We start from the raw sequence: 22269 nt of genomic DNA on the forward strand, positions 1-22269 counted from the left end.
ACCTCAATGAAATCTGATTCTCCCGTACAGCACAAAGTCATTAAAAACCTTATCGAAGCCCACAGTTGGCTTGGGTTAATTATTTCACCGTTATTATTTTTGGTATTTTGGGCCGGCGCCGTAACCTTATTTCACGACGAAATAACGCAATGGGCCATCACCCCGCATCATCCTGTCGATAACAGCCAAGCAGACATACCACTAGCGACATTAGTTGAGCAAAAGTTGGCTGAATATCCGCTTGATTATAATGGCCGTTTTCGGATAAATATGCCGACCCAGCTAGTACCTTATTATATTTTTTACTTTGATATAGTGGGAGACGCTCCACAATCAGCGCCTCAATCCATGGCGATATTGGTTGATCCTAAAAACGGTCAAACTGTTGCTGGCAAAGATGACTTTTATCTATCGCAATTTATTTATCGCTTGCATTACAACCTCGATCTGCCCGGTGGCAGTTATCTGATTGGTATGGTGACACTGATCTTTTTATTTGCATTAGTGTCGGGGATTTTTATTCACGCCCGCAAATTGCTAAAACAGTTCTTTTTGTATCGGGTCGATAAACAGCGTCGCGATAAACTGCTCGATCTTCATACCGTAGCAGGGGTGATGACACTGCCCTTTACCTTGATGTATGCACTAAGCGGCTTGATCCTTAACTTGGCCATAGTGTTCCAGCTGGCTTTTGTGGTGTTTATTTACCAGGGCGATCGACAAGCATTATTTAATGATGCTGGCTTTAACCGTATCAGCGAACCGCGCAGTGAAAAATCACTGGATATGAGCAATGCGTTTACCTTAATTGAACAAACTAAACAGCAATCGAATTTTGAATTACGCAATATTATTTTCCATCATTACGGCGCCGATAATGCTCTGGTGCAAGTGCGTGGAACCGACACGGCTAATTTTGCCCAACGTGATGAAGTGACTTATCGCGTCCAAGATAGCAGTGTGATGAATAAGGTTAATGTCGATAATTACAATGTATTCCGCCAAGGTAGAGATGTATTAGTGACATTGCATTTTAGTAACTTTGCCGGGGTAGATATCCGCATTTTGTACTTTATATTGGCAATGGCCATCAGCGCCATGATTGTCGCGGGCAATATGCTGTGGATTAATAAACGCCGTGCTCAGCGTCAGTCTTCGCCGCGCAGTATTGCTATTGTGACCGCGATGACGATTGGTGGTTGCGGCGGCATTATTGTGGCGACAGCCGTTGGCTTTTTGTGTGAAAGACTATTGCCAGCAACCTTGCCAGGGCGAAGCGAATGGCTGGTTGGTTGTTTTGTGGCATCGTTAGTAGCGGTGATCTTGTATAGCATTAAGGTGAATGATACTAAGCGGCATATTAGTCAGTTATTGCTACTGACCAGTGGCATATTAGTGGTCACCATTGCTGCAGATTGGCTGATGTTCTCTGAGCAAATAATGGCGTTATGGCAAACTGGTTATCATGGGGTAATCGGGGTACAGATTGGGATGATGTTGGTTACGGCAGTGTGTTTATGGACCGCATGTCAGTTAGGCGGGTACCGCCATTCATTGTCATCGATGCCTGAAAATAGTACGCCCACCAGTGGACAATAAACTAACGTTAGATTGATGTGATTTAGCCTGCAGGGAAACGACCGCAGGCTAATCATTCACTGAACTCATTTAGGGTAAATCAAAAACGAGTGCCGTTGACTGAGTGTCTGATGGGTTAATAAAGGTCACTGTGGACATGTCAGTGAGTTTTGCGCCATCACCTGCACTCAGCGGTTGATCTTCAATGCTCAGTTCGCCAGCGACTTGATGAACATACACTTTACGGTCAGTCGCAATCTGATAGGTTATTTTAGATTTAGGCGCCAAAATCAGTTGTGACAATGTCGCATTTTGCTTGATCTGCAAAGTACCGTTTTCACCTGTTGGTGTGGCAATCGTGGTCAAGCCCAATGTTTGACCAAAGTTTTTTTGCTGGTATCTCGGTGTATTGCCTAAGGTATTAGGCTGGATCCAAATTTGTAAAAACTTCAGTGGTTCAGTGTTTGATGCATTGTATTCACTGTGGGTAATACCGCTGCCAGCAGACATTAATTGAAACTCACCCGCAGGCAATACTTCCACATTACCTTCACTGTCTTTATGGACGATAGAGCCCTCAAGGACATAGCTGATAATTTCCATATCACGATGGCCATGAGTCGCAAACCCTGCTCCGGGCGTAACGCGGTCATCATTGATGACTCGCAGCGCTGAAACCCCCATATGCTGTGGATCGTAATAGCTACCAAATGAGAAACTGTGCTTGCTGTCCAGCCAGCCAAAGTTGGCTTTACCGCGTTGATTTGCATGACGTAATGAGATCATAACTTTCTCCTAAAGAGCCATTAAAAAGACTAAGCCGATATTTATTTAAGCTAATTTAGTGGCAATGGTGTTATCGATTGCGACTTTACCTGAGCCAGACAGCGCAAGTGACACACTGGCAGCTAACAGTGCTAATGCAAATTCATAACCATTGTTAGCCATAAATAAACCGTTGGTTAAATGCACACTGACAATGGCGATAATCATAGTAAAAGCCAACACCACCGCTGATGGGCGAGTCAGTAAACCCAATAGAATAAATAATCCACCAACCAATTCAGCGCTGCCGGCTAAGAAGGCCATTAATACGCCAGGCTCAATGCCAATTGATGCCATCCATTGTCCAGTGCCTTCAAGGCCATAACCACCAAACCAACCAAATATTTTTTGCCCGCCGTGAGCCATAAAAATAATCCCAATAGGTAAGCGTAATGCTAATGTGCTGAAACCTGCAGTAGAGTGGGTGATGTTTTTAGCGAGTGCTTTCATGGTATGTATCCTCAATAAGGTTAAACATTGTGTGTTTGAAGTGAGCCTGTCTCACTGATTGATGATGAGTATATTGGTACTTGATTGAATAAAAAATCGGAATAAACTGAGGTAATAGTTCAATTTTTTTGAATATGGAGAAGGTCATGCAAAACCCGATTACTATTGATGCATTACGCGCCTTAGATGCCATTGAGCGTAAGGGCAGTTTTGCTGCCGCAGCGGCATCTTTATATCGAGTGCCGTCGGCCTTGACCTATACCATCAAAAAACTTGAAGAGGAAATGGGTGCGGCCTTGTTTGACCGCTCAAAACAGCGAGCGCAATTAACCCCTGCAGGTAAGTTAGTGCTCGAGCATGGGCGAGAAATTTTATTGGCGACAAATCGGTTAATTGATTCGGTACAGCAACTCGAGTCTGGCTGGGAAAATGAAATTCGCTTATCGCGCGATACCATTATTTATCAGAGACCATTGTTTAATTTGATCGAGCAGTTTAATCAACTAGAGCACAGTGTTGATATTACCTTAGATGTTGAAGCGGTTGGTGGCGGTTGGGATGCACTGCACAGTCGCCGCGCCGATATTGTCATTGGCGCGTCAGGCGAGCTACCAAGAGGAGTATTTCAAACCCATAAAATGGGTGAAGTTGAATTTGTGTTTGCCGTAGCGCCGCATCATCCGCTGGCGTTTGTGGATGGCATGTTGGATGCCGACAGATTGACACATTATTCGGCGCTGGTGGTGGCCGATACTTCACAGCTTTTGCCTATTCGCGATAACGGTATCTTTAAAAGTAAGCAGATGATCCGCCTTAATACCATGGAAGCTAAAATTGCGGCGCAAGTGCAAGGGTTGGGCATTGGGTTTTTACCGCGGCATATGGTGCAATCATACCTTGATAGTGGTCAACTAATTGAAAAGCCATGTTCAATCCCAAGGCCCAATCAAAGTGTGTATATTGCTTGGCATAAAGATCATCAAGGGCGCGCCTTTGACTGGTTTGTTGAACACCTACCTAAAGTGAATTGGGGATTGAGTTAACTTATTTGTATTGCTCATGGGCGTATGACGATGCCCTTGAGCGTGTTGATACGATGATGGTGTCGACATTAAGCCGTTGCTTGTGATGCCATCATTGGTGAATGTTGGATTACAAATCCTCAGCGGCTGCACGTTAAATTAACATCCATTTATACAAGATGCTTAGTTAACTAATTGGTGATATTGTGACCTTTCTGAATTTATCTTTATCGCAACCGATGACATCATGATAAAACATTTAATGGATTACCTTCGCTTAGTGCTGTTTGTTTGTGGCGTATTGATTGGTATTCAAGTTCCCGGTTTTGTTGACCAATACGGCCAGCGACTCGAGGCGCACCAGCTTGAAGCTAAGCTAAGTTTGGCTGAGTTTCAGCACGATGCGGACCGCTTTTTTGGTGGGGATATCAATAAACTGATCCGCCATTATCGACAAAATAATGATCCAGTATTTAGTGCTGGCGGTGAAAGTATCGAGTCTATTTATCAACGTTATGTGTCATTAACCGATGCATTAACACGGTTTCGTCAACACAGTTACAGTCCCTATCAACAAGTGATCCTTACGCCAAAAAAAGACATTCAAGCTGAGGTGTGGCAAAACTATTCCCATGTGATTTTGTTAAAACCAGAAGCCATTGCGATTGGTATGTTATTGGGGCTGTTGATCTCGATTTTATGTGAATCCGTATTATCTATTCTATTTCTGGGCTGCCGTAAGGTATTGGCGCCAAGATAACCTATCGTTTTAACTAATAATTAAGGAAATAATTATGATCGCTAAAGGACAATCGCTACCAAAAGCTACATTAAGCCAACTGACTAAAGACGGTATGGTTAACCACGATGTGACTGAGTTATTTGCCGGTAAAAAAGTGGTGTTGTTTGCCGTGCCTGGTGCATTTACACCAACCTGTTCAGAAGCCCATTTACCTGGCTTTGTGGTATTGGCAGACGAATTTAAAGCCAAAGGCGTTGACTTAATTGCTTGTGTTGCGGTTAACGATGCATTCGTCATGAAAGCCTGGGGCGAAGCACAAAATGCATCTGAATTGATGATGCTTTCAGACGGTGATGCCAGCTTTACTAAAGCATTAGGCTTAGAAATGGATACCGCAGGTTTTGGTGGTGTTCGTTCACAACGTTATGCCATGGTGATCGACAATGGTGTAGTGACTTTACTTAATGTTGAACAAGGTAAGTCATTTGAAGTCAGCACCGCAGAAGCTGTGATGGCGGCACTATAATCTATACATAATAGGTTATTAGAGATAAAAAATGGGCGCCCAATGTGGCGCCCATTTTTATATTCGAACGTGATAGACGTTTAAGCCTTCCCAGCGGCAATGCCTAAGTTTTGTTCTATATTGTTGACGCTGTTGCTGACTTCTAATGCAATGGTTTCGCTTTGTTCAAAGGCGTGTTTTGCTCGCAGCAGTAAACTGTCCATGGCAACCACAAACTCGTCAAGATGATGCACTTGTTGGTTTGCGTGTTCACTCCCTTGACAGGCACTCTTTGCCATGGCGCTGGCCTGTTGTTGTACTTGCTGAGCAAAGGTTAACAAGCTTTGGGCCCGGCTTTTTTGCTGTTCTGAAGCCTCGCTAATGTCATTTACACTGTGACTCAGCGCGGCATTCGATGTCGTTAACTGGGTTAATATTGCCATGATGTCCTTGAGCGATAACTGGGTACGGTGGGATAAGTTGCGAACTTCATCGGCCACAACAGCAAACCCGCGTCCTTGTTCACCGGCTCTTGCGGCTTCGATGGCGGCATTGAGTGCCAGTAAGTTAGTTTGATCGGCAATATTACCTATCACATCGACAATTTTAGCCGCATCACTGACCGAGGTGCTTAGCTGGGTTAGCGAGTGGTTACATTGATCCACTTTGGTCAATGTATGTTCTGTAGCAGTTAATACGCCTTGTGCCTCTTGTTGACTGGCCAGCATGTCATTCATGGTCTGTTGTGCGCTTGCTGTTAGCGCACTAGACGACCGGTTTACTTTATTGGCTAATGCAATTAAATCAGCAGTTTGCCCCTGTGCTTGCTGTACGACTGTTTGTGTTTGTTGGGTGCTGTTTGATAACGAACCAATTCGGGTCACTAATTGGCTTAATGACTGTGAAACCTGGATCATATTGTGTTTTTGCTGTTCATCATCTTGTTCAAATCGTTGCAGCAGTCGGTTAAAGTGTGCCGCAATCTGGCCGGTTTCACATTGGCTTGTTACCGGTAACGGTTCACGTTGGTTAGACTCGCTTAACATCGAGAACGCGCGATTTAAGCGTCGTAACGGGGTGACCACTCGGCGTTGCTGCAAGATGAAGTAACTCACCGAAAACAACGCTAGCAAGGTCACCATGCCATACAGCAACCATTGTAAGTTGAGCTTTAATTGTTGGTCTGTTTGAGTTTGCCTATTTGCTAGGGTCACTAATTGCTGCTCGACTTGGCTGGTGGCGTTAATCAGTGCGGTTTGCACCGTTTGGTTGTCGGCGATCATCTGCTTGGTATTGGCGACTTCTTTGCTGTAGCGTTGGGTCAAACTAAGTAATTCAGCACGTGGCGTTTCGCCAACTTCAATGCGTTCGGGTTCATCATCACCTAAGGCAAACTCATCCACTGCTTCGGTGCGGTAAATCCTTAATAAGGGTAGACTTTGTAGTTTATCGTGCCAGGTATTAAGCGCACTAATGGAGAAGTTAACACTGTTGGTCACGCTGGTATCTTGGTCTATCAGTAGGGTCTGAGTTTGCTGCGATAATGGGTAAACCAAGCTGGGTAATTCAAGGCTGAGGGCTAGGTATTGCTGTGCGATGTTGTTGCCTTGGCGGGCGGATTGAGCATAACGGCTTAAGTTGCGATTGTAATCGAGCATCTCTGACTCAGCAAAGGCCAGTAATTGACGCGGGTTACCTGCCAATTTACCCGCGGCGCGGTATTTAGTGTCTAAGTCGCCAATTAATTGGGCCATTAACTCGATCAGCGAGGCGCTGCCTAATTGTGGATGCGCTTGGTGTAATTGGGTGATGCTGACGGTGATACTGGTGATGTCGGCGCGCGCCTGTTCTAGGTAGTTGCTTTGTCCTGTTCGTAGGTAATTGTTGATGTTATTGCGCACATCGTACTGAAACGTATGTTGGATCCGCTGTAAGTTTTGATTGAGCTGCTCGCTCACTTGGCGTTGTTGGTTACTCCACAACACGGTTGCGGCTAATAAGGCTGCAAGGAGTAATAATAACGCTGATGCACTAAGTGATAATGTTAATATTTTCATGCTACCCAGACTTCAGATAAAGACCATTATGAGTATTTTATGGCACTAATGTTACCGTTTATCGTGTGGGATGATTATTGATTTCGAGGGAGCCGTAAAACCGTTTAAATTGAGTCACTACATTGTTTTGTGATTTATTTTTGAGTTCACGCACATTGATCGCGACATTTTCAGCGCGACATTTTCAGCACGACACCTTCATCAAGACATTGGAATAGCTGCGTCTTCATCAAGACATTGAAATAGCAGCGTCGTGATAGCTGAATTATGTAAGTTTAGCTGTATCGGCGTTTGCTGATTAACGGCAGCCATACTTGTGCTTTTAATCCACCTTGGGGACGGTTAGACAGTTTTACCTTGCCATGATGACGGTCAATAATGCGTTTAATAATGGCTAAGCCTAAACCAGAGCCAACACTGCCACGGGCTGAATCGCCTTGGGTAAAGGGTTGAAACAGTGCCTCAACTTTAGTTTCATCAATGCCTGGGCCATTATCTTCAACGCTAAAACAGACTGCATTACCTTGATGGTACGAGCTTATTTTTATCCAGCCATTACCATATCGAAAGGCATTCTCAACTAAATTACTCAACACCCGTTTAATGGCCACACTATCCATCGCGATGTCGGGACAGTCTGCTAACGACAATTCTATCGTCTCTTCACGGTGCGATTCTTGTTGGCTAATTTCTTGTATTAGGCGGTTAATTTGATCTGGCTCGCGCACGCCTTCCTGGTCGTTACGAATGTAAGCAATAAATTGGTTAATAATTGCATCCATGTCTTCAATGTCGGTGACGATGCCTTCTTTTAAATACTGGTCATCGTCGACCATCATTTCAGACGCTAACCGAATACGAGTTAAGGGTGTACGCAAGTCGTGTGAAATACCAGCCATCAATAAGGCACGGTCTTGTTCAAGTTGCTTCATGCTGTTGGCCATTTGGTTAAAAGCATGGGTTACTTCAACAATTTCGGTTGAACCACTTAACGGCAGCATCGGCGGGAAATCGCCCTTTGATACGGCAAATGCCGCTTTTTGAAGTCTTTTTAACGGCCGGTTTTGCCGGCGGGCAAACAACCAGCCACCGGCGACACTGAGCGCGCCAATCACTAATAAATATAAGGTCAACGGCGATAGATCAGATTCGTTAATGCTGGTCAGCGGCACTTTTATCCACAAAGAAGGTGCTTGCGGTGGCTTAATCCATACATCGAGTTTGTCACCCTGCGAAAAACGCACTTCGGCTTCGCCGCCCAAATACACCGACATTTGCTCAGATAGAAAACTGTAATAAGTGGCTTGATTTAGTCCAGCGTCTTGAGCTTGTTTGAGGTTGTAAACCGTCATGCCATCGTCACGAACTTTGGCATTTAAGGCATCAACCATGGTGAGGTGTTCACGGCCAACATCGACACCATCAACAAATAAAATATTGATTTGGCGGGCAATCAGTTGGTTGATTTGCTCGTAACTGGGTTTGATAAAGTAAACGGCGACAGACCAGTAAGACACTAATTGATTAATCAGCAATAAGCTGCCAATCAACAATACCGTCTGACTAAAAGCGCTTCGGGGTAAAAAGCGTTGCCACCATTTTAACTTCAGTTTCATGGCTTACTTACGCGTGGTGCCGTCGGGTACAAATACGTAGCCAAGGCCCCACACAGTTTGAATATAGCGAGGGTTGGCGGCATCTTTTTCAATTAAACGACGTAGGCGTGATACCTGAACATCAATTGAACGCTCAAGAGCGGAATAATCACGACCTCTGGCAAGGTTCATTAACTTGTCACGAGACAAGGGTTCACGAGGATGGTTAACCAGCACTTTTAATACCGCAAATTCACCACTGGTGAGGGCAATACTCTCATCGCCATGAAACATTTCGCGGGTGGCAAGGTTTAGTGAAAATTCACCAAAGGCAATCACTTCTTCTTGCTGCGCTGGCGCACCAGGGACTTCGGCAATTTGACGCCGCATTACGGCTCTAATACGCGCGAGTAGTTCGCGCGGGTTAAACGGCTTAGGTAAGTAATCGTCTGCGCCGAGCTCGAGGCCGATAATACGGTCGACTTCATCGCCTTTTGCGGTCAGCATCACAATCGGAATAGGGTTCTCTTGCTGGCGTAAACGGCGACAAATTGATAAACCGTCTTCACCGGGTAGCATCAGATCGAGTACTAAAAGATGAAAGTTTTCGCGCTCAAGTAATCTATCCATTTGTTCGGCATTGGCTGCACTACGAACTTGGAAGCCTTGCTCTATCAAGTAACGCTCTAATAATGAACGTAATCTCATATCGTCATCGACGACGAGAATCTTCGAGGTTTCTTGGCCCATGAAATATCCTTTTAACACTAAATTGATACCAGCTATGGTCCAGTATGAAGTGTAATCGCTTGAATTTGAATAGCTGATTGTGGCAGAAATTGTAACTAAATAGCTGTAAATGACGGTTTATCGTCTAAATCGGCGTTGATGGGCATTTACATTGTCATCTTCAACCGCAAACGATAGCGCCAATTGTTGACGAGTAAGGTGATAAAAAACGCTTGTCATGGTGTCGAATTGGCTAACGCTTTGTTGTGGAGGGTTATCAAAAATAGGCTCGATGAACAGTTGGTTTTGTTGACGTTCAAAGCGTCCCCATTGTAAATGTGTGTAATGAGGATTAATTTGCGGGTCTTGGTGTAAGTTGATTTGCACCACAGCGTAGTAACCATTATCGAGTAGCACTAAGCTACTCAGCATAAACCTTGACAGCTCATGCCATACGCCATAAACGGATTGACTCGGGTAGATATGATATTGATATTGTTCATCGGCAACACTGTCGGCATTAGTGTCGATAGTGAATGCTAACTGTTGCCGTTGTGGCGTGAGCATTATTTGCAGTTTTAGATGGTTAATTTGATAAGCAACGAGGCCTTGTTGCTGATTATTGCTATAGCTTGGGATAAAGCGCACTCCTAGTGGCTGGATGTCTATTTGCCCCCATTCTGCGACGCTGTTTTGCGGTTTAGTTAAGTTAAATTCCATGTATAAGTAACTGTGGTCGCGATTTAACTGTAATAGTGTTATTTGTTCTGGAGTATCGATTATCCAATTACCAAAAATGCTGTCTGTGGCTGTAGGCCGAGGTGATGGGGTCGCCTGCAGTGAGTTGACCGTGAGTACACTGCACCCGAATGCTAACAGCAGGACAATGTTTTTTATGGTGTTAAGTGCAAGTGTTTTGCGCTGGCTGGTGCGCGACATGATAAACATAAGATCCCTTTATGTTTGCCTGTGCAGTTCAGTATTATTTTTAGAACCGCGGGCGGTATTTTTGAGTCGTACTCAATTGTAGTGCTCAATTGTAGTGCTCAATTCTAGTACTCAATCGTAGTAAAAAATGCTGATTAATCAAATAAAAAAAGCCCACTGACCAAGAGGCCATGGGCTTGTTTGATAATGCTGCCTTATTAAGGCGCCAATATTAGTAGTGTAGGTTGAGCAACCACTTGAAAGTCCAATGCCATGGTCACGCTTAACGCGGTAATGGTGATAATGGAAAAGCCAAATACCTGCCTAGCCCAAGACTGTAGGTTGATGTTGCGACGATAGCCTTTTAACGCCATAGTTAACCACCATAAACTCGTGGCGCAAGTGACAGCCATAAAGGCGATACCTGTGTAACCTGCCAAAGGTAACAGCGCACTCACTACTGCAAACACGGCAATGTAGAGCACAATATGTAATTTTGCTTTAGCCATGCCCTCAGCCACAGGTAACACCGGAATATTGGCTGCGGCATAGTCGTCAAAACGAAAAATTGCAATCGCGTATGAATGCGGCATTTGCCATAAGCTGAACATTAGCAGCAAAATAATGGCGCCTGTGTCCATTTGTCCGGTGACCGCACAATAACCGACAACCGGTGGCACCGCACCGGAGAAACTGCCCACTAAAGTGCCGTAAACCGAGTTGCGCTTCATGTATAGGCTGTATACGCCGACATAAACCACATAGCCGATAGCGGCAAACAATACCGCTAAGCTGTTGGTGAATATTGCCAGCATGGTAAAGCCAATGATCCCCAGACCAATGCCAAAGCTCAATACCGCTTGCACCGATATTTCACCTGTGACGGTGACTCGGTTGCGCGTTCGCTGCATTTTGGCGTCGATATCACGATCAATACAGTTATTGATAGCGCAACCCGACGCCACCACCAATGACAGTCCTATCATAGTGGCAAGCATCAAGGTCCAATCAACGCTACCTTGAGCGGCGAGTAAAAACCCGCCGGCGACAGAAATTAAATTGCCCATGATGATGCCAGGCTTAGTAACCTGAACATATCCTCGTAAGCGTGAGGTTAATTGTGCTGACATAGATGGACCTTGATTATTGATGATAGCTGTCTGGTTGCATACTTTGGTTGCAGTGCTTTGACATTGCGCTGTTTACATCATCAATTCGTTAGCTGCGGTGATAATCCACACAGATAAACCCACCACCATGATAATAATCAACGCAGTGAATAAGAACGAAAATGTATTAAGCTTACCTTCTTTAGAAAAATCTAAATGGAGGAAGTATTTTAAATGCACCACGATTTGCACTATGGCCATGACAACCACAATCCATAAGGTGGTTGCATGGTTAAAGTGTTGGGTCATCACTGACCAAAATGGAATAGCAGTTAAAATCACCGATAACACAAAGCCGACGATATAAGACTTAACGCTAGCGGCAAAATCACCTTCGGTGTGGCTTGAATGTGCATGACTCATCACAAGACTCCTAACAAATAAACGACGGTAAACACACACACCCAAACGATGTCTAAAAAGTGCCAAAATAAGCTTAAGCAGCTTAGGCGGGTAATACTGCGATGACCTAAACCTGTTGTTAGCACTTCGACCATCATGATCAGCATCCAAATTAAACCAGCAGTGACATGCAAACCATGCATGCCCACTAACGCAAAAAATGCCGATAAAAAGGCGCTGCGATCTGGGCCATTACCGTGTTCAATCAGGTGACTGAATTCGGACACTTCCATAGCAATAAACGCACACCCTAGGGCGAAGGTGATCAGCAACCACACTAATGTGGCGACTTTCTTTTGGTGTTTAGCGCAAATCATGGCAAAGCCATAAGTAATACTACTGATCAACAGGGCGGCGGTTTCCATAAGCACGAAATCTAATTCGAAAATATCTTTACCGGACACACCACCATCGGTGTTCATGTACAAAACAGCATAAGTTGCAAAAACGGATGCGAACAAAATACAGTCGGTCATCAGATAAATCCAAAAACCGAATAAGGTGTTGCCGCTTGTATCATGATGTTCGTCATGATGTTCAACATGGTGCTCAGCAGAGTGAGCCAGGTGTAAATCTGCTTGGATAGCAATACTCATTATCAGCCCCTTGCTACGTTATCTAAGTGTGCATTTTCAATCTGCGCGACTTGGTCTGGTTGCACGTAGTAGTCAATGTCGTTGTTGTAAGCACGGATCAAGAACAGCACAAAGGTACCCGCAAACCCAACCATAGCTAACCACCAAATATGCCAAATTGCGGCAAACCCCACCGAGGTAATGGCCGCCGCCATCAAGATGCCGCTGGCAGTGTTTCTGGGCATATGAATAGGTTGGTATGTTTTCTGGCGTTGATACGCTTCACCTTTTTCTTTCATATCGGTGAATGCATCAATGTCAGTTACTTGGGGTAACTGGGCAAAGTTATAGAACTGCGGTGGTGAAGAAGTTGACCACTCAAGCGTATGGCCATTCCATGGATCGCCAGTAGTATCTAAGTTTTGCTCACGGTCTCGGAAGCTGACATACAATTGTACAAACTGTAAAATGATGCCCGCGAGGATGATAAACGCGCCTACTACCGCAAAGTAAATCCACAAGTTCCATGCCGGGTTATCAGTGTGATTGATACGACGAGTCATACCCATAAAACCAAGCACATATAGCGGCATAAATGCGACATAGAAACCAATTTGCCAGCACCAGAATGATGCCCTGCCTAAACGTTCATTGAGGTGGAAGCCCATGGCTTTAGGAAACCAATAGGCAAAACCAGCCATGTAACCAAATACCGCGCCACCAATAATGGTGTTATGGAAATGAGCGATTAAAAATAAGCTGTTATGCAATACATAATCTGCGCCAGGTAATGCTAACAGTACTCCGGTCATGCCGCCTATGGTGAAGGTCACCATAAAGCCTAAAGACCACAATACTGGGACGGTAAAGCGTAAACGGCCGCGATAAATGGTAAATAACCAGTTAAACAGTTTTACCCCCGTCGGCACCGCAATCACCATGGTCATCACCCCAAAGAAGGCATTAACGTTAGCGCTCGACCCCATGGTAAAGAAATGGTGTAACCACACGATAAAGCCAAGCACAGAAATCGCACCCGTTGCCCACACCATTGAGGTGTAACCAAATAAGCGCTTCGAGGTGAAGGTTGAAAGCACTTCAGAGAAAATACCGAAGGCCGGTAATACCAAAATGTATACTTCAGGATGACCCCAAGCCCAAAACAGGTTGATGTACATCATGGCGTTACCGCCACCATCATTGGTAAAGAAGTGGAAATCTAAATAACGGTCTAAGGTTAATAAACCTAAAACAGCGGTTAAAATTGGGAACGACGCAACAATTAGCACGTTCGCCCAAGTACAGGCCCAAGTAAAAATGGGCATCTGCATTAGCTTCATGCCAGGCGCACGCATTTTTAACACGGTGGCGATAAAGTTCACCCCGGTTAAGGTTGTCCCTATCCCGGATATTTGCAAGGCCCAGATATAATAATCGACCCCCACCCCCGGACTGTACGCCAGCTCTGACAAGGGGGGATAGGCTACCCAACCGGTTTTGGCAAACTCACCTAATCCAAGTGAGATATTGATTAATATCGCCCCAGATGCGGTGAGCCAAAAGCTTAGGTTATTTAAGAAAGGGAACGCCACATCGCGAGCACCAATTTGCAACGGCACGACCAAGTTCATCAGACCAATCATAAATGGCATCGCCATAAAGATAATCATGATCACGCCATGGGCGGTGAAGATTTGGTCATAATGCTCAGGAGGCAAATAACCCGCCGCGCCATTGGTAGCCAGTGCTTGCTGGGTTCGCATCATAAGTGCGTCAGAGAAACCCCGGACCAGCATCACCATCGCTAGCACGATATACATAATACCAAGGCGCTTATGGTCAACCGAGGTTAACCAGTCGTGCCAAAGCACGCCCCATTTTTGATGCTTAGTGATTAAGGCCGCAATAACGATTCCAATAATGGCGACAGCCGCAAGGGTCACCATAATAATCGGTTCGTGATATGGAATTGACTCGAGTGTTAATTTTCCAAAAAATGGCATGATTATTCCGCCTCCCCAGAAGCAGTCGATGAATGCTCTGTGGTTGAGTGTGTAGAGGATGAATGTCCAGAATGATGTTCAACGTCCGTGTCAGTAATGTGTTCCATGTCTTGCATATGCTTGGCATGATCCCTACTCGACATCGATTCCATGTCGTTCATTTCTTCCATGGTGTCCATTGGTTTCATATTCGAATCTGGGTGCATGTACTGCATAACGATGTGGTTAAATATGCCATGTTGCACAGAGCCATAATATTGAACGGGATTATTTTCGCTCTTTTTAGCCAGTAGCTTGTACTGCTCAACATTCAAGCTGCTACCTTGCTGTTTTACCTTAGCCACCCAGGCATCAAAATCGCCAATGGTTGGCGTCGCAATGGCCTTAAACTTCATCCCAGAAAACCCTGCACCACTGTAGTTAGCTGAAATACCATTGAAAGTGCCAGGTTCATTCGCGATAAGATGTAGCTTGGTCGCCATACCGGCCATTGAGTAAATTTGGCTGCCCAACTGCGGAATGAAAAATGAGTTCATTGCCGTGTCTGAAGTGATGTTGAAATTAACTGGCACATTGGCAGGAAAGGCCAATTCATTAACTGATGCAATGCCATATTCTGGATAGATAAACAACCATTTCCAGTCTAGTGACACCACTTCAACCGTCACCGGCTTAGCGGGATGATCGAGAGGCTTATAAGGGTCTAAATCGTGAGTCGAATTCCAAGTGATAACACCAAGAATGACCACGATAATAATCGGTATGACCCACACCACGATTTCAATGGTGGTTGAGTGTGCCCATTTGGGCGCATAGATTTCTTGGTCGCGGCCATCGCGGTATTTCCATGCAAAATATAACGTCATGAAAATTACCGGAATAACCACAATCAGCATCAGTAAAGTCGCCACAATAATGAGATGTTTCTCATCCATGCCTACTTGACCTTTGGGATCCAGTACGCCGCCTTCACAACCGGCTAGCATAAAAGCTAATGCTGCCAGTGCTGGTTTACTTAAATGTCGAATTAACAAAGGAAGATTCCTCTAACCTTAAAAGCTTACTACGCTACCAATGGGGGGATCGGCAGTTGCAGAATAATCGTCACACGCCAATAGCGGCGTCAAAAAGCTTAACTAAATCAGTAGCGAGTGATTTGGCTTGCGTTTTAAGGCGGTATTGAGCGAATGATGTATGTTGAGTGAAAACTTAAGCTGATAGAGGAGGAGCGCGGCAACCGTGAGCCGTATATTCAAGGGGTTTTGGGACAATAACCGACAAGGCACTTAACCCATTGCTAAGTGCAAGAAGATGACAAAATGTAGAGTTGAGATGAAATAAACGCCAAAATTGCTCGATCACCAATGGATTAAATATTAATAAGCCCAGTAAACTTACGCCCAGGACTTCAGCTAATACGGTATCCGCAATGGCAATAAATTCAGTAATATCGATGAAGTGCCCCATCGACAGAGAAAAAGAATCAGCTAAAGGTTGCAGCAACAGTAATCCGAAACACAAGGTTAAATGTGTTTTACTCAATTTGGACAACCTTGCGATGCGATTAAGCGGTTTAACAAGGAATTGGCAAAGGGTTAGTTTCAAGAAACGTTTTCAACCGAGCTCAAAGGAGTGGGTAGTTAAATCAACAGATCCAACTGGCAATTTCATTAGCTGCAGAGTAACAACAAGGGACTATTAATTGAAAGTAAATTACGGTAGGGGAGCCGTGGGATTATTAAATAAATCTTAACTAGAACAATGTTTACACTATTCGTTTACAAAATTAACCAAGCGGTCATGATTTGAGGTCGCAATAACCACAAAAGTGTGACCGGCCGCACCTAACTTGGGCGGGTTAGTGTGATGATAGCGGTATTGTTTTGTGATTACTTTCACCACCAAAGCGCTCTATTTGATGTTAGTAAGCTAGTTTATCTGTGCATTATCTATTCAGATCAACAAGGATAATAGCGTTGAATGGCGGCTTAATATTGGCGTATTTATTCTGTATGCGATTCTGGCCAATACTTATCTGAACTGTGGGTGATTAGGTTTAGAGTGTAGTGGGAAAAAATCTGATAATATTCACTAAATCAGATGATTAGCCATGCGCGTTTTTTCTGTTCTATTGAAGTAAATGCCCATGGGGACTATACAAATATTATAAATTAGGGACGTTAGGGTAATGATGCAAAGTTCATTTATTGTTAACTTTTGGGAAGTGGTATTTCGATATTTGGGCAAAATATCGTTCTTTAATTTTGTTCGATGGATGTTTCCTAAAGCGAAAACGGGCTTTTTCTCAGAGGTTTGGGCTCTTTCTCATGTGTTTCTTTCAATCGCGTCAGTTCCAGCCGTCCTATATATTAAAAACGATATAATTAGTTTTTGTATCGCGATTTATGCGCTATTGCGAGTGTTCGAAGTGGTTATTTATCAAATAAATGTGCTGTTATTTGACGAGTATCGAGCGATCAAATCGGGAGGTTCATACGCATTACACGGTTATCGTCGTATGATAATTCTTCTTATTCAGAATTACTTTGAAATTATATTCTGGTTTGCAGCTCAATACATATTTTTTCAGGATATGTTTGGTTTTACCGTTGCAGGATCTCAAGAAAGCATTTTAGGGGCGATATATACTAGCTTTGTTGTTATGACTAGTTTTGGGTTTTATAACGTCACTCCTCTTGGCGTACTGGCTTACACTCTTGTTATTGGCCAGGCAATGATTGGGCTTTTTATGACGCTTCTAAGTTTAGCGAGGTTCATTGGTTTAATCCCGAACCCCAAATCTATGGATCAAACAGAGCAGTAATACTTACCTTAGGCTTAATGTTATGTTTAAAATTTGAGGCGTTATTGTGAGTAGACTTAATTCTTTCACTGCACGCTTTGATATTACCCTATTATCCAAGCGCCAATGGCGGGTGTATCCACGGCGCAATTGGCCGCCGCTGTATCGAATGCCGCGGCCTTGGATCATTGGGGATTGGTGCGAGTTCAGTAGCGCAAGCTCAACAGTCGATTAGTGAAACACGCTTGCTTACCAATGCGCCGTTTAATGTGAATGTATTTTGTCATGCACCGGCGCAGCGTGATGCAATAAAAGAACATGCTTGGTTACATCATCTTGCTGACTTATTTGTAGTGTGCAGTGCATAAACGCCAACCCAAATTGACGAAATTGATAACAGTTTTGTCGACGATGAAGCCATGTTCAAGATGTAGCTTAATGAACGTCCTGCGGTGATGAGTTTTCATTTTGGCTTGCCATCATGTGAAAAAATTAGCGCCCTAAAGCAAGCCGGTATTTATACCATCGCCACAGCAACCCATTTACAAAAAGCACAGTATATTCAGTAGATGGGGTTTATTGACACTTAATTATATTCAAGATATACCAATGAGACAAAAAATCAGCGTACGTTTAAAGGACTGATTACTGTACCGATAACGGTCGGTATTTTATTTGTTCAAGAGATAAACCAACAACAATGATTCAGGCATGAGTGTGTAATGACATTAATTGTTGTTGGTTTAGCGCTGCTTAAAACGTGTAATCGAAGTTGTAGCGCATACCGACCATTATCTGGTCATTGGTTTCACGGTATTCATAATCTTTTACTTGATACTCGATAAAGGTTCTAAATTTCGGTGTTTTATGCCATTCGAGTGTCGTGTTATATGCATTATAGTTCCCAGAGCTGATATCGTTGCCACCATCATCGAATTTCGACACTCCCAGTTTAATTTTATAGGTTTCATTGATGAAGTAGCTTGCGACTACATCCAGCGTTGAACCATCGACGTTGTCTTTTTCTATGTTTTGATAAGCTGCCGCTAGGTAAAGAGATTCGAAGCTTTTTGCGATGGTTACACCTAGCGTGTTTTCATCTTTATCGTCTTCTAATTCCTTGTTGTAAAACGCCGCGGCAATATAGATTAGGTCGCTTTTGTAACGGACACCGGCGTTGACAAAATCACTTCCGCCACTGCCTTTGTTACCATCGAATTGGGCATCAGCTGAAAATAATATATCGCCGAATTGTTTGCGATAGGTCACTAGATTATTCAGTCTAAATGGACCCGCACTGTCATAGGCGATGGGTGTGCCTGAACGATTAAAAATATCAACGGGGTTGGAAATAATTTCCTGTGTGACAGCTTGCTTACCAATAGCAACTCGGCCCAAAGATCCCTTTATTCCTACATAGGCTTTTCGTGCATCGCCAAAGTCGCCGTCATTCTTTATATCGACCTTAAACTCACCTTTAGCAAAGGCCGTTAGGCCGTCGCCTAATTGTTGCTCTGTCGCAAAACCAATCCGTGAGCTGGCATCGTTAACATCCCACACATCGTCTGAATTGGTGTGGGTAAGACCGAACGTGGGACGTAAAGTACCATAAACAGTAAACTGAGTATTTGAGGGAGTAGATGCCTGACTTTCTTGCGCTTCGAGCATGGCGAGTCTGTGTTGAATTTGTTGTAATTCAGTTCGTAACTCGTCGTTAGTCTCTGTGTTGTTATTGGATTGGACTGCGAAAGTCGGCGCGGCAAAGCTTAACATCAGCACTGCTGATGTTAGTTTGAACTGTTTCATTTGTGTTCCTTACATAACAACTACGAGCACTCTGTTAATCAGTTTTATTGCCGATGCAACAGCACTGCAAGTAGTAAGGATGTGCACTTGTGATAGTGCTTGAGTAGGGGAGCCTAGCTAAAATGCCAAGGCCCCTCATGTCGGCTGCTGGCAGATGGGGAGGCCTGTCAGCAATTTTGGCGTTGTGTCACCCTTATCAATCCAGCCAAACCACAACGGGATATTGATTAAAGGGGGCTTAAGGTTAGAGTATTGTCGAGGCCATTTTTCGGCGTAAATAGGCAATTTGCTTCATATGAGGTAGATCTTTAGGGCAGTTATCTTGGCAGCCTAACAGTGTCATACAACCGAATACGCCATCTTGATTTCCTATAACATGGTAGAAATCATCCGCGCTGCGGTTGTCTCTGCTATCCATTTCGAAACGGGCAATTTTCATCAGACCTACCGCGCCTACAAAGGTTTCACGCATTTGTTTTGTGGCACATGCGGAGACGCAGACACCACATTCGACACAGCGCTCCAGCTCATAAATCCGCGCAGCTTCTTCGGGCGCCATTGGATTTTCAAGGCGGTGAATGTCTTGGTCATCGGATTTAGGATGCAGCCATAGCTTTAATCTTTCGGCTAATTCACGCATAAATTTACCCGTGTTTACGGACAAGTCGCCAATCAGTTCGAAGCCGGGCAGGGGCATTAAGGTGATTTCACCGTCAGGATAATTCGCCGTTAAGGTTCGACAGGCAAGCGTTGGCAAGCCATTAATCACCATGGCGCAACTACCACAAATACCCGCTCGGCAGACAAAGTCGAACTGTAACGAGCTATCTTGTTGTTCGCGCAGTTGATTCAATGCGATAAACACTGTCATACCATCTGTTTCTGTCAACTGATAACGTTCCATCTTTGGCTTGTCTTGGTCATCTTGCGGATCGAAACGGAAGATATTAAAGCTGATTTGACGGCTCATAATGGTTTATTTCCTACTGGTTGAGATGGCGTGACCGCTAAAGTATCGCTAAGACGCTCATTGGATGGCTGTAGATGGCTAGGTAGCGTATATGGCATCAGGGCTTGTTGCAGCGTCTCTCTATCTGGGTTGCCGCCTAGCTCTGCGATTACCTTGCTTATCTCTTGGTTCCGTTTTTCAGTATCCGGATGGGCGATAGTGTTATCGTTGCCGTAACCACGGTATCCCGGTGGTAACTCCATTTTCATCACATCTAGGTTTTCGTAATGCAATACGGGTTCCAGTGACTCGGCATCTGGCCAAGTGGCCAGTGTTCGGTTGAGCCAATCTTTATCATTACGTTGTGGGTAATCTTCCCTCGAATGGGCTCCTCGGCTTTCTGTGCGGGCTGCGGCTCCACAGGCGACCGTTAAGGCTACTCGCAACATTCTGGTGACGCGCAGAGCTTCAACCAATTCGGGATTTGAATGACGTTTTTTACACTTAAGGCCAAGATTTTTTGTGCGAACAAGTAATGCTTTAAGCTCTTTGATGGCCTTTTCTAGCTCGGGACCATTTCGGAAAATACCGACATAGTCCATCATGACCCGCTGCATTTCTTTCTTTAATTGGAAGGGATTCTCTGTGCCGTTACCATCGACTAAATTATCGATCTCGTTTTGTAATTTATCGATAAATTGTTGGGTGAGAGCAGTATCAATTTCTAAGGAATTTTGTTGACAAAAATCCGCTACATATTGGCCGATGATCATGCCACCCACTACGGTTTCTGCAACAGAATTACCACCTAAACGATTGAAACCATGCATATCCCAACATGCGGCTTCTCCGACACTGAATAGTCCCTTAAGTTGTGGGCTTTCACCTGTGGCATTGGTACGGACTCCGCCCATGGAATAATGCTGGGTTGGTCTAACAGGGATCCACTCTTTACAGGGATCAATTCCGAGAAAATATTCACAAATTTCTTTTACTTCGCGCAAATTGGTTTCAATATGCTCACGCCCTAGAATGGTAATATCTAGCCAGAGGTGTGGACCGTAAGGACTGTCGTCACCCTTACCTTTGCGCATATGTTCCGTCATGCGGCGTGATACCACATCTCGGGAGGCGAGTTCTTTTTTTTCAGGCTCGTAGTCTGGCATAAAGCGATGACCGTCTTTATCGCGTAATATGCCGCCGTCACCACGACAACCTTCAGTGGTAAGGATCCCCGCGGGGACGATTGCCGTGGGATGAAACTGTACCGCTTCCATATTGCCTAAGGTCGCGACACCTGTGTCGAGTGCTAACGCTTGACCGATACCTTCGCAAATGGTGGCATTGGTTGAAATTTCATAAATTTTGCCGTAACCGCCAGTGGCAATCGTGGTTGATTTGGCCACATAGGCGCGCAGCTCACCCGTCACTAAACAACGTGCTATTACTCCTTGGCAACGCTTACCGTCATGGATCAATGACAGGGCTTCAATCCGTTCGTGTACCGGAATACCCATAGATATCGCTTGGTTATCTACCGCATACAGTAATGAGTGACCTGTACCATCGGCGGTATAACAGGTTCGCCATTTTTCGGTGCCGCCAAAATCACGGGCATTGATGAGGCCATGGGCCTCCTTGGCTTCATGTAGGGTCACCTTTTTCGCGTTCATGATCACATCGCGCGGACCAGCAGAAACTCTAGACCAAGGCACTCCCCAGTTAGTCATTTCACGTATAGCTTTGGGTGCGCAGTGGGCAAACATACGTGCCACATCCTGGTCACAGCTCCAGTCAGAACCTTTTACCGTGTCCTGAAAGTGTATGTCTTCGTTGTCACCCATACCTTTAACTGTGTTGCCAAGGCTCGCTTGCATTCCGCCTTGAGCTGCCGCTGAATGTGAACGCTTTGCGGGAATGAGCGATAATACCAGTGTATCTAGGCCTTGCTCTTTGGTGGCAATTGCGACTCTAAGGCCCGCTAGTCCTGCACCAATAACTAATGAGTCTGTATAAATAAGTTTCAAATCAGCTCCTTATCTAATAATTTAGATAATATGTATGGATTTATCATTGCACTCCCCTACGATAGATGTGATGCACCTACCGTTAGAGGATGATCTGTGTGTTAG

22 protein-coding genes are annotated in these 22269 nt (G+C 44.6%); 7 read left to right on the plus strand and 15 right to left on the minus strand.

Translation table 11 applies throughout. The annotated features are described in order from the left end of the window. Positions 1–6 precede the first annotated feature (6 nt). A complete protein-coding gene (locus AAEY93_RS14940; RefSeq protein WP_164839414.1) occupies positions 7–1599 on the plus strand; it encodes a PepSY-associated TM helix domain-containing protein in 1593 nt (530 codons plus the stop codon). Positions 1600–1668: 69 nt separating this feature from the next. On the opposite strand, the gene AAEY93_RS14945 is transcribed toward AAEY93_RS14940, so the two are convergent. Both AAEY93_RS14945 and AAEY93_RS14950 read right to left on the minus strand, forming a co-directional pair. Next, on the minus strand, positions 1669–2364 hold the full coding sequence (locus AAEY93_RS14945; RefSeq protein WP_124012760.1) for a pirin family protein: 696 nt from the start codon (positions 2362–2364) through the stop codon (positions 1669–1671). 45 nt (positions 2365–2409) lie between these two features. Next, positions 2410–2853 (minus strand): DoxX family protein, encoded by a 444-nt coding sequence (locus AAEY93_RS14950; RefSeq protein WP_101033218.1) that lies wholly within the window; start codon positions 2851–2853, stop codon positions 2410–2412. 146 nt (positions 2854–2999) lie between these two features. Between AAEY93_RS14950 and AAEY93_RS14955 the strand changes: the two genes are divergently transcribed. From AAEY93_RS14955 to AAEY93_RS14965, 3 genes are all read left to right on the plus strand, one after another. Then, on the plus strand, positions 3000–3896 hold the full coding sequence (locus AAEY93_RS14955; protein WP_124012759.1) for a LysR family transcriptional regulator: 897 nt from the start codon (positions 3000–3002) through the stop codon (positions 3894–3896). A 226-nt stretch (positions 3897–4122) separates the two neighbouring features. Then, positions 4123–4635 (plus strand): DUF2937 family protein, encoded by a 513-nt coding sequence (locus tag AAEY93_RS14960; RefSeq protein ID WP_101033216.1) that lies wholly within the window; start codon positions 4123–4125, stop codon positions 4633–4635. A 34-nt stretch (positions 4636–4669) separates the two neighbouring features. Further along, positions 4670–5143, plus strand: coding sequence for a peroxiredoxin (locus tag AAEY93_RS14965; RefSeq protein WP_101033215.1), 474 nt, complete (start codon positions 4670–4672; stop codon positions 5141–5143). An 80-nt stretch (positions 5144–5223) separates the two neighbouring features. On the opposite strand, the gene AAEY93_RS14970 is transcribed toward AAEY93_RS14965, so the two are convergent. The 10 genes from AAEY93_RS14970 to AAEY93_RS15015 form a co-directional block, all read right to left on the minus strand. Next, complete coding sequence (locus AAEY93_RS14970; protein ID WP_351077948.1) at positions 5224–7179, minus strand: methyl-accepting chemotaxis protein; 1956 nt, start codon at positions 7177–7179, stop codon at positions 5224–5226. A 275-nt stretch (positions 7180–7454) separates the two neighbouring features. Beyond that, the gene (envZ, locus tag AAEY93_RS14975; RefSeq protein ID WP_101034768.1) at positions 7455–8789 is read right to left on the minus strand and encodes a two-component system sensor histidine kinase EnvZ; all 1335 of its coding nucleotides are present in this window, start codon (positions 8787–8789) and stop codon (positions 7455–7457) included. A gap of 9 nt (positions 8790–8798) precedes the next feature. Next, positions 8799–9524: an osmolarity response regulator transcription factor OmpR gene (ompR, locus tag AAEY93_RS14980; RefSeq protein ID WP_101033213.1), complete on the minus strand. Its 726-nt coding sequence runs from the start codon at positions 9522–9524 to the stop codon at positions 8799–8801. A 117-nt stretch (positions 9525–9641) separates the two neighbouring features. Then, positions 9642–10451, minus strand: a complete 810-nt coding sequence (locus AAEY93_RS14985) for a hypothetical protein (RefSeq protein WP_351077952.1) — start codon at positions 10449–10451, stop codon at positions 9642–9644. A 197-nt stretch (positions 10452–10648) separates the two neighbouring features. Beyond that, positions 10649–11560, minus strand: a complete 912-nt coding sequence (gene cyoE, locus AAEY93_RS14990) for a heme o synthase (RefSeq protein WP_351077955.1) — start codon at positions 11558–11560, stop codon at positions 10649–10651. A 72-nt stretch (positions 11561–11632) separates the two neighbouring features. Continuing rightward, the gene (gene cyoD, locus AAEY93_RS14995; RefSeq protein ID WP_101033211.1) at positions 11633–11962 is read right to left on the minus strand and encodes a cytochrome o ubiquinol oxidase subunit IV; all 330 of its coding nucleotides are present in this window, start codon (positions 11960–11962) and stop codon (positions 11633–11635) included. Continuing rightward, complete coding sequence (cyoC, locus tag AAEY93_RS15000) at positions 11962–12597, minus strand: cytochrome o ubiquinol oxidase subunit III (protein ID WP_351077959.1); 636 nt, start codon at positions 12595–12597, stop codon at positions 11962–11964. The genes cyoD and cyoC overlap by 1 nt, the downstream gene beginning before the upstream one ends. Positions 12598–12599: 2 nt before the next feature. Then, positions 12600–14579 carry a cytochrome o ubiquinol oxidase subunit I gene (cyoB, locus tag AAEY93_RS15005; RefSeq protein WP_101033209.1) on the minus strand — a complete coding sequence of 660 codons (1980 nt, stop codon included), beginning with the start codon at positions 14577–14579 and terminating at the stop codon, positions 12600–12602. 2 nt (positions 14580–14581) lie between these two features. Further along, on the minus strand, positions 14582–15613 hold the full coding sequence (cyoA, locus tag AAEY93_RS15010; protein ID WP_124012755.1) for a ubiquinol oxidase subunit II: 1032 nt from the start codon (positions 15611–15613) through the stop codon (positions 14582–14584). 175 nt (positions 15614–15788) lie between these two features. Then, on the minus strand, positions 15789–16121 hold the full coding sequence (locus tag AAEY93_RS15015) for a hypothetical protein (protein ID WP_101033207.1): 333 nt from the start codon (positions 16119–16121) through the stop codon (positions 15789–15791). Between the two features lie 646 nt (positions 16122–16767). Here AAEY93_RS15015 and AAEY93_RS15020 point away from each other — a divergent pair. The 3 genes from AAEY93_RS15020 (at position 16768) to AAEY93_RS15030 (ending at position 17951) form a co-directional block, all read left to right on the plus strand. Then, positions 16768–17403, plus strand: coding sequence for a hypothetical protein (locus AAEY93_RS15020; protein WP_101033206.1), 636 nt, complete (start codon positions 16768–16770; stop codon positions 17401–17403). Positions 17404–17480: 77 nt separating this feature from the next. Continuing rightward, positions 17481–17750 carry a hypothetical protein gene (locus AAEY93_RS15025; RefSeq protein ID WP_124012754.1) on the plus strand — a complete coding sequence of 90 codons (270 nt, stop codon included), beginning with the start codon at positions 17481–17483 and terminating at the stop codon, positions 17748–17750. An 87-nt stretch (positions 17751–17837) separates the two neighbouring features. Then, positions 17838–17951 (plus strand): nitronate monooxygenase, encoded by a 114-nt coding sequence (locus AAEY93_RS15030; protein ID WP_232772100.1) that lies wholly within the window; start codon positions 17838–17840, stop codon positions 17949–17951. Between the two features lie 184 nt (positions 17952–18135). Here AAEY93_RS15030 and AAEY93_RS15035 read toward each other — a convergent pair whose 3' ends face one another. The 3 genes from AAEY93_RS15035 to AAEY93_RS15045 all read right to left on the minus strand — a co-directional run bounded on the left by AAEY93_RS15035 (position 18136) and on the right by AAEY93_RS15045 (position 22164). Continuing rightward, on the minus strand, positions 18136–19188 hold the full coding sequence (locus AAEY93_RS15035) for a porin (RefSeq protein WP_124012753.1): 1053 nt from the start codon (positions 19186–19188) through the stop codon (positions 18136–18138). Between the two features lie 244 nt (positions 19189–19432). After that, complete coding sequence (locus AAEY93_RS15040; protein WP_351077967.1) at positions 19433–20158, minus strand: fumarate reductase iron-sulfur subunit; 726 nt, start codon at positions 20156–20158, stop codon at positions 19433–19435. Next, on the minus strand, positions 20155–22164 hold the full coding sequence (locus tag AAEY93_RS15045; protein WP_124012751.1) for a fumarate reductase flavoprotein subunit: 2010 nt from the start codon (positions 22162–22164) through the stop codon (positions 20155–20157). Before AAEY93_RS15045 ends, AAEY93_RS15040 begins: the two co-directional genes overlap by 4 nt. Positions 22165–22269: the final 105 nt, after the last annotated feature.

It is taken from the genome of Shewanella sp. CAL98-MNA-CIBAN-0140, assembly GCF_040309905.1.
Taxonomy (GTDB): Bacteria; Pseudomonadota; Gammaproteobacteria; order Enterobacterales; family Shewanellaceae; genus Shewanella; species Shewanella psychromarinicola.

Coding starts and splice junctions, on each gene's coding strand:
- cyoE (WP_351077955.1), bottom strand. CDS start 11,560: ATGTCAGCACAATTAACCTCACGCTTACGAGGATATGTTCAGGTTACT.
- AAEY93_RS14985 (WP_351077952.1), bottom strand. CDS start 10,451: ATGTTTATCATGTCGCGCACCAGCCAGCGCAAAACACTTGCACTTAAC.
- cyoC (WP_351077959.1), bottom strand. CDS start 12,597: ATGAGTATTGCTATCCAAGCAGATTTACACCTGGCTCACTCTGCTGAG.
- AAEY93_RS14960 (WP_101033216.1), top strand. CDS start 4,123: ATGATAAAACATTTAATGGATTACCTTCGCTTAGTGCTGTTTGTTTGT.
- AAEY93_RS14950 (WP_101033218.1), bottom strand. CDS start 2,853: ATGAAAGCACTCGCTAAAAACATCACCCACTCTACTGCAGGTTTCAGC.
- cyoB (WP_101033209.1), bottom strand. CDS start 14,579: ATGCCATTTTTTGGAAAATTAACACTCGAGTCAATTCCATATCACGAA.
- AAEY93_RS14945 (WP_124012760.1), bottom strand. CDS start 2,364: ATGATCTCATTACGTCATGCAAATCAACGCGGTAAAGCCAACTTTGGC.
- AAEY93_RS14970 (WP_351077948.1), bottom strand. CDS start 7,179: ATGAAAATATTAACATTATCACTTAGTGCATCAGCGTTATTATTACTC.
- AAEY93_RS14955 (WP_124012759.1), top strand. CDS start 3,000: ATGCAAAACCCGATTACTATTGATGCATTACGCGCCTTAGATGCCATT.
- AAEY93_RS15030 (WP_232772100.1), top strand. CDS start 17,838: ATGAGTTTTCATTTTGGCTTGCCATCATGTGAAAAAATTAGCGCCCTA.
- AAEY93_RS14940 (WP_164839414.1), top strand. CDS start 7: ATGAAATCTGATTCTCCCGTACAGCACAAAGTCATTAAAAACCTTATC.
- AAEY93_RS15040 (WP_351077967.1), bottom strand. CDS start 20,158: ATGAGCCGTCAAATCAGCTTTAATATCTTCCGTTTCGATCCGCAAGAT.
- cyoD (WP_101033211.1), bottom strand. CDS start 11,962: ATGAGTCATGCACATTCAAGCCACACCGAAGGTGATTTTGCCGCTAGC.
- ompR (WP_101033213.1), bottom strand. CDS start 9,524: ATGGGCCAAGAAACCTCGAAGATTCTCGTCGTCGATGACGATATGAGA.
- AAEY93_RS15035 (WP_124012753.1), bottom strand. CDS start 19,188: ATGAAACAGTTCAAACTAACATCAGCAGTGCTGATGTTAAGCTTTGCC.
- AAEY93_RS15020 (WP_101033206.1), top strand. CDS start 16,768: ATGATGCAAAGTTCATTTATTGTTAACTTTTGGGAAGTGGTATTTCGA.
- AAEY93_RS14965 (WP_101033215.1), top strand. CDS start 4,670: ATGATCGCTAAAGGACAATCGCTACCAAAAGCTACATTAAGCCAACTG.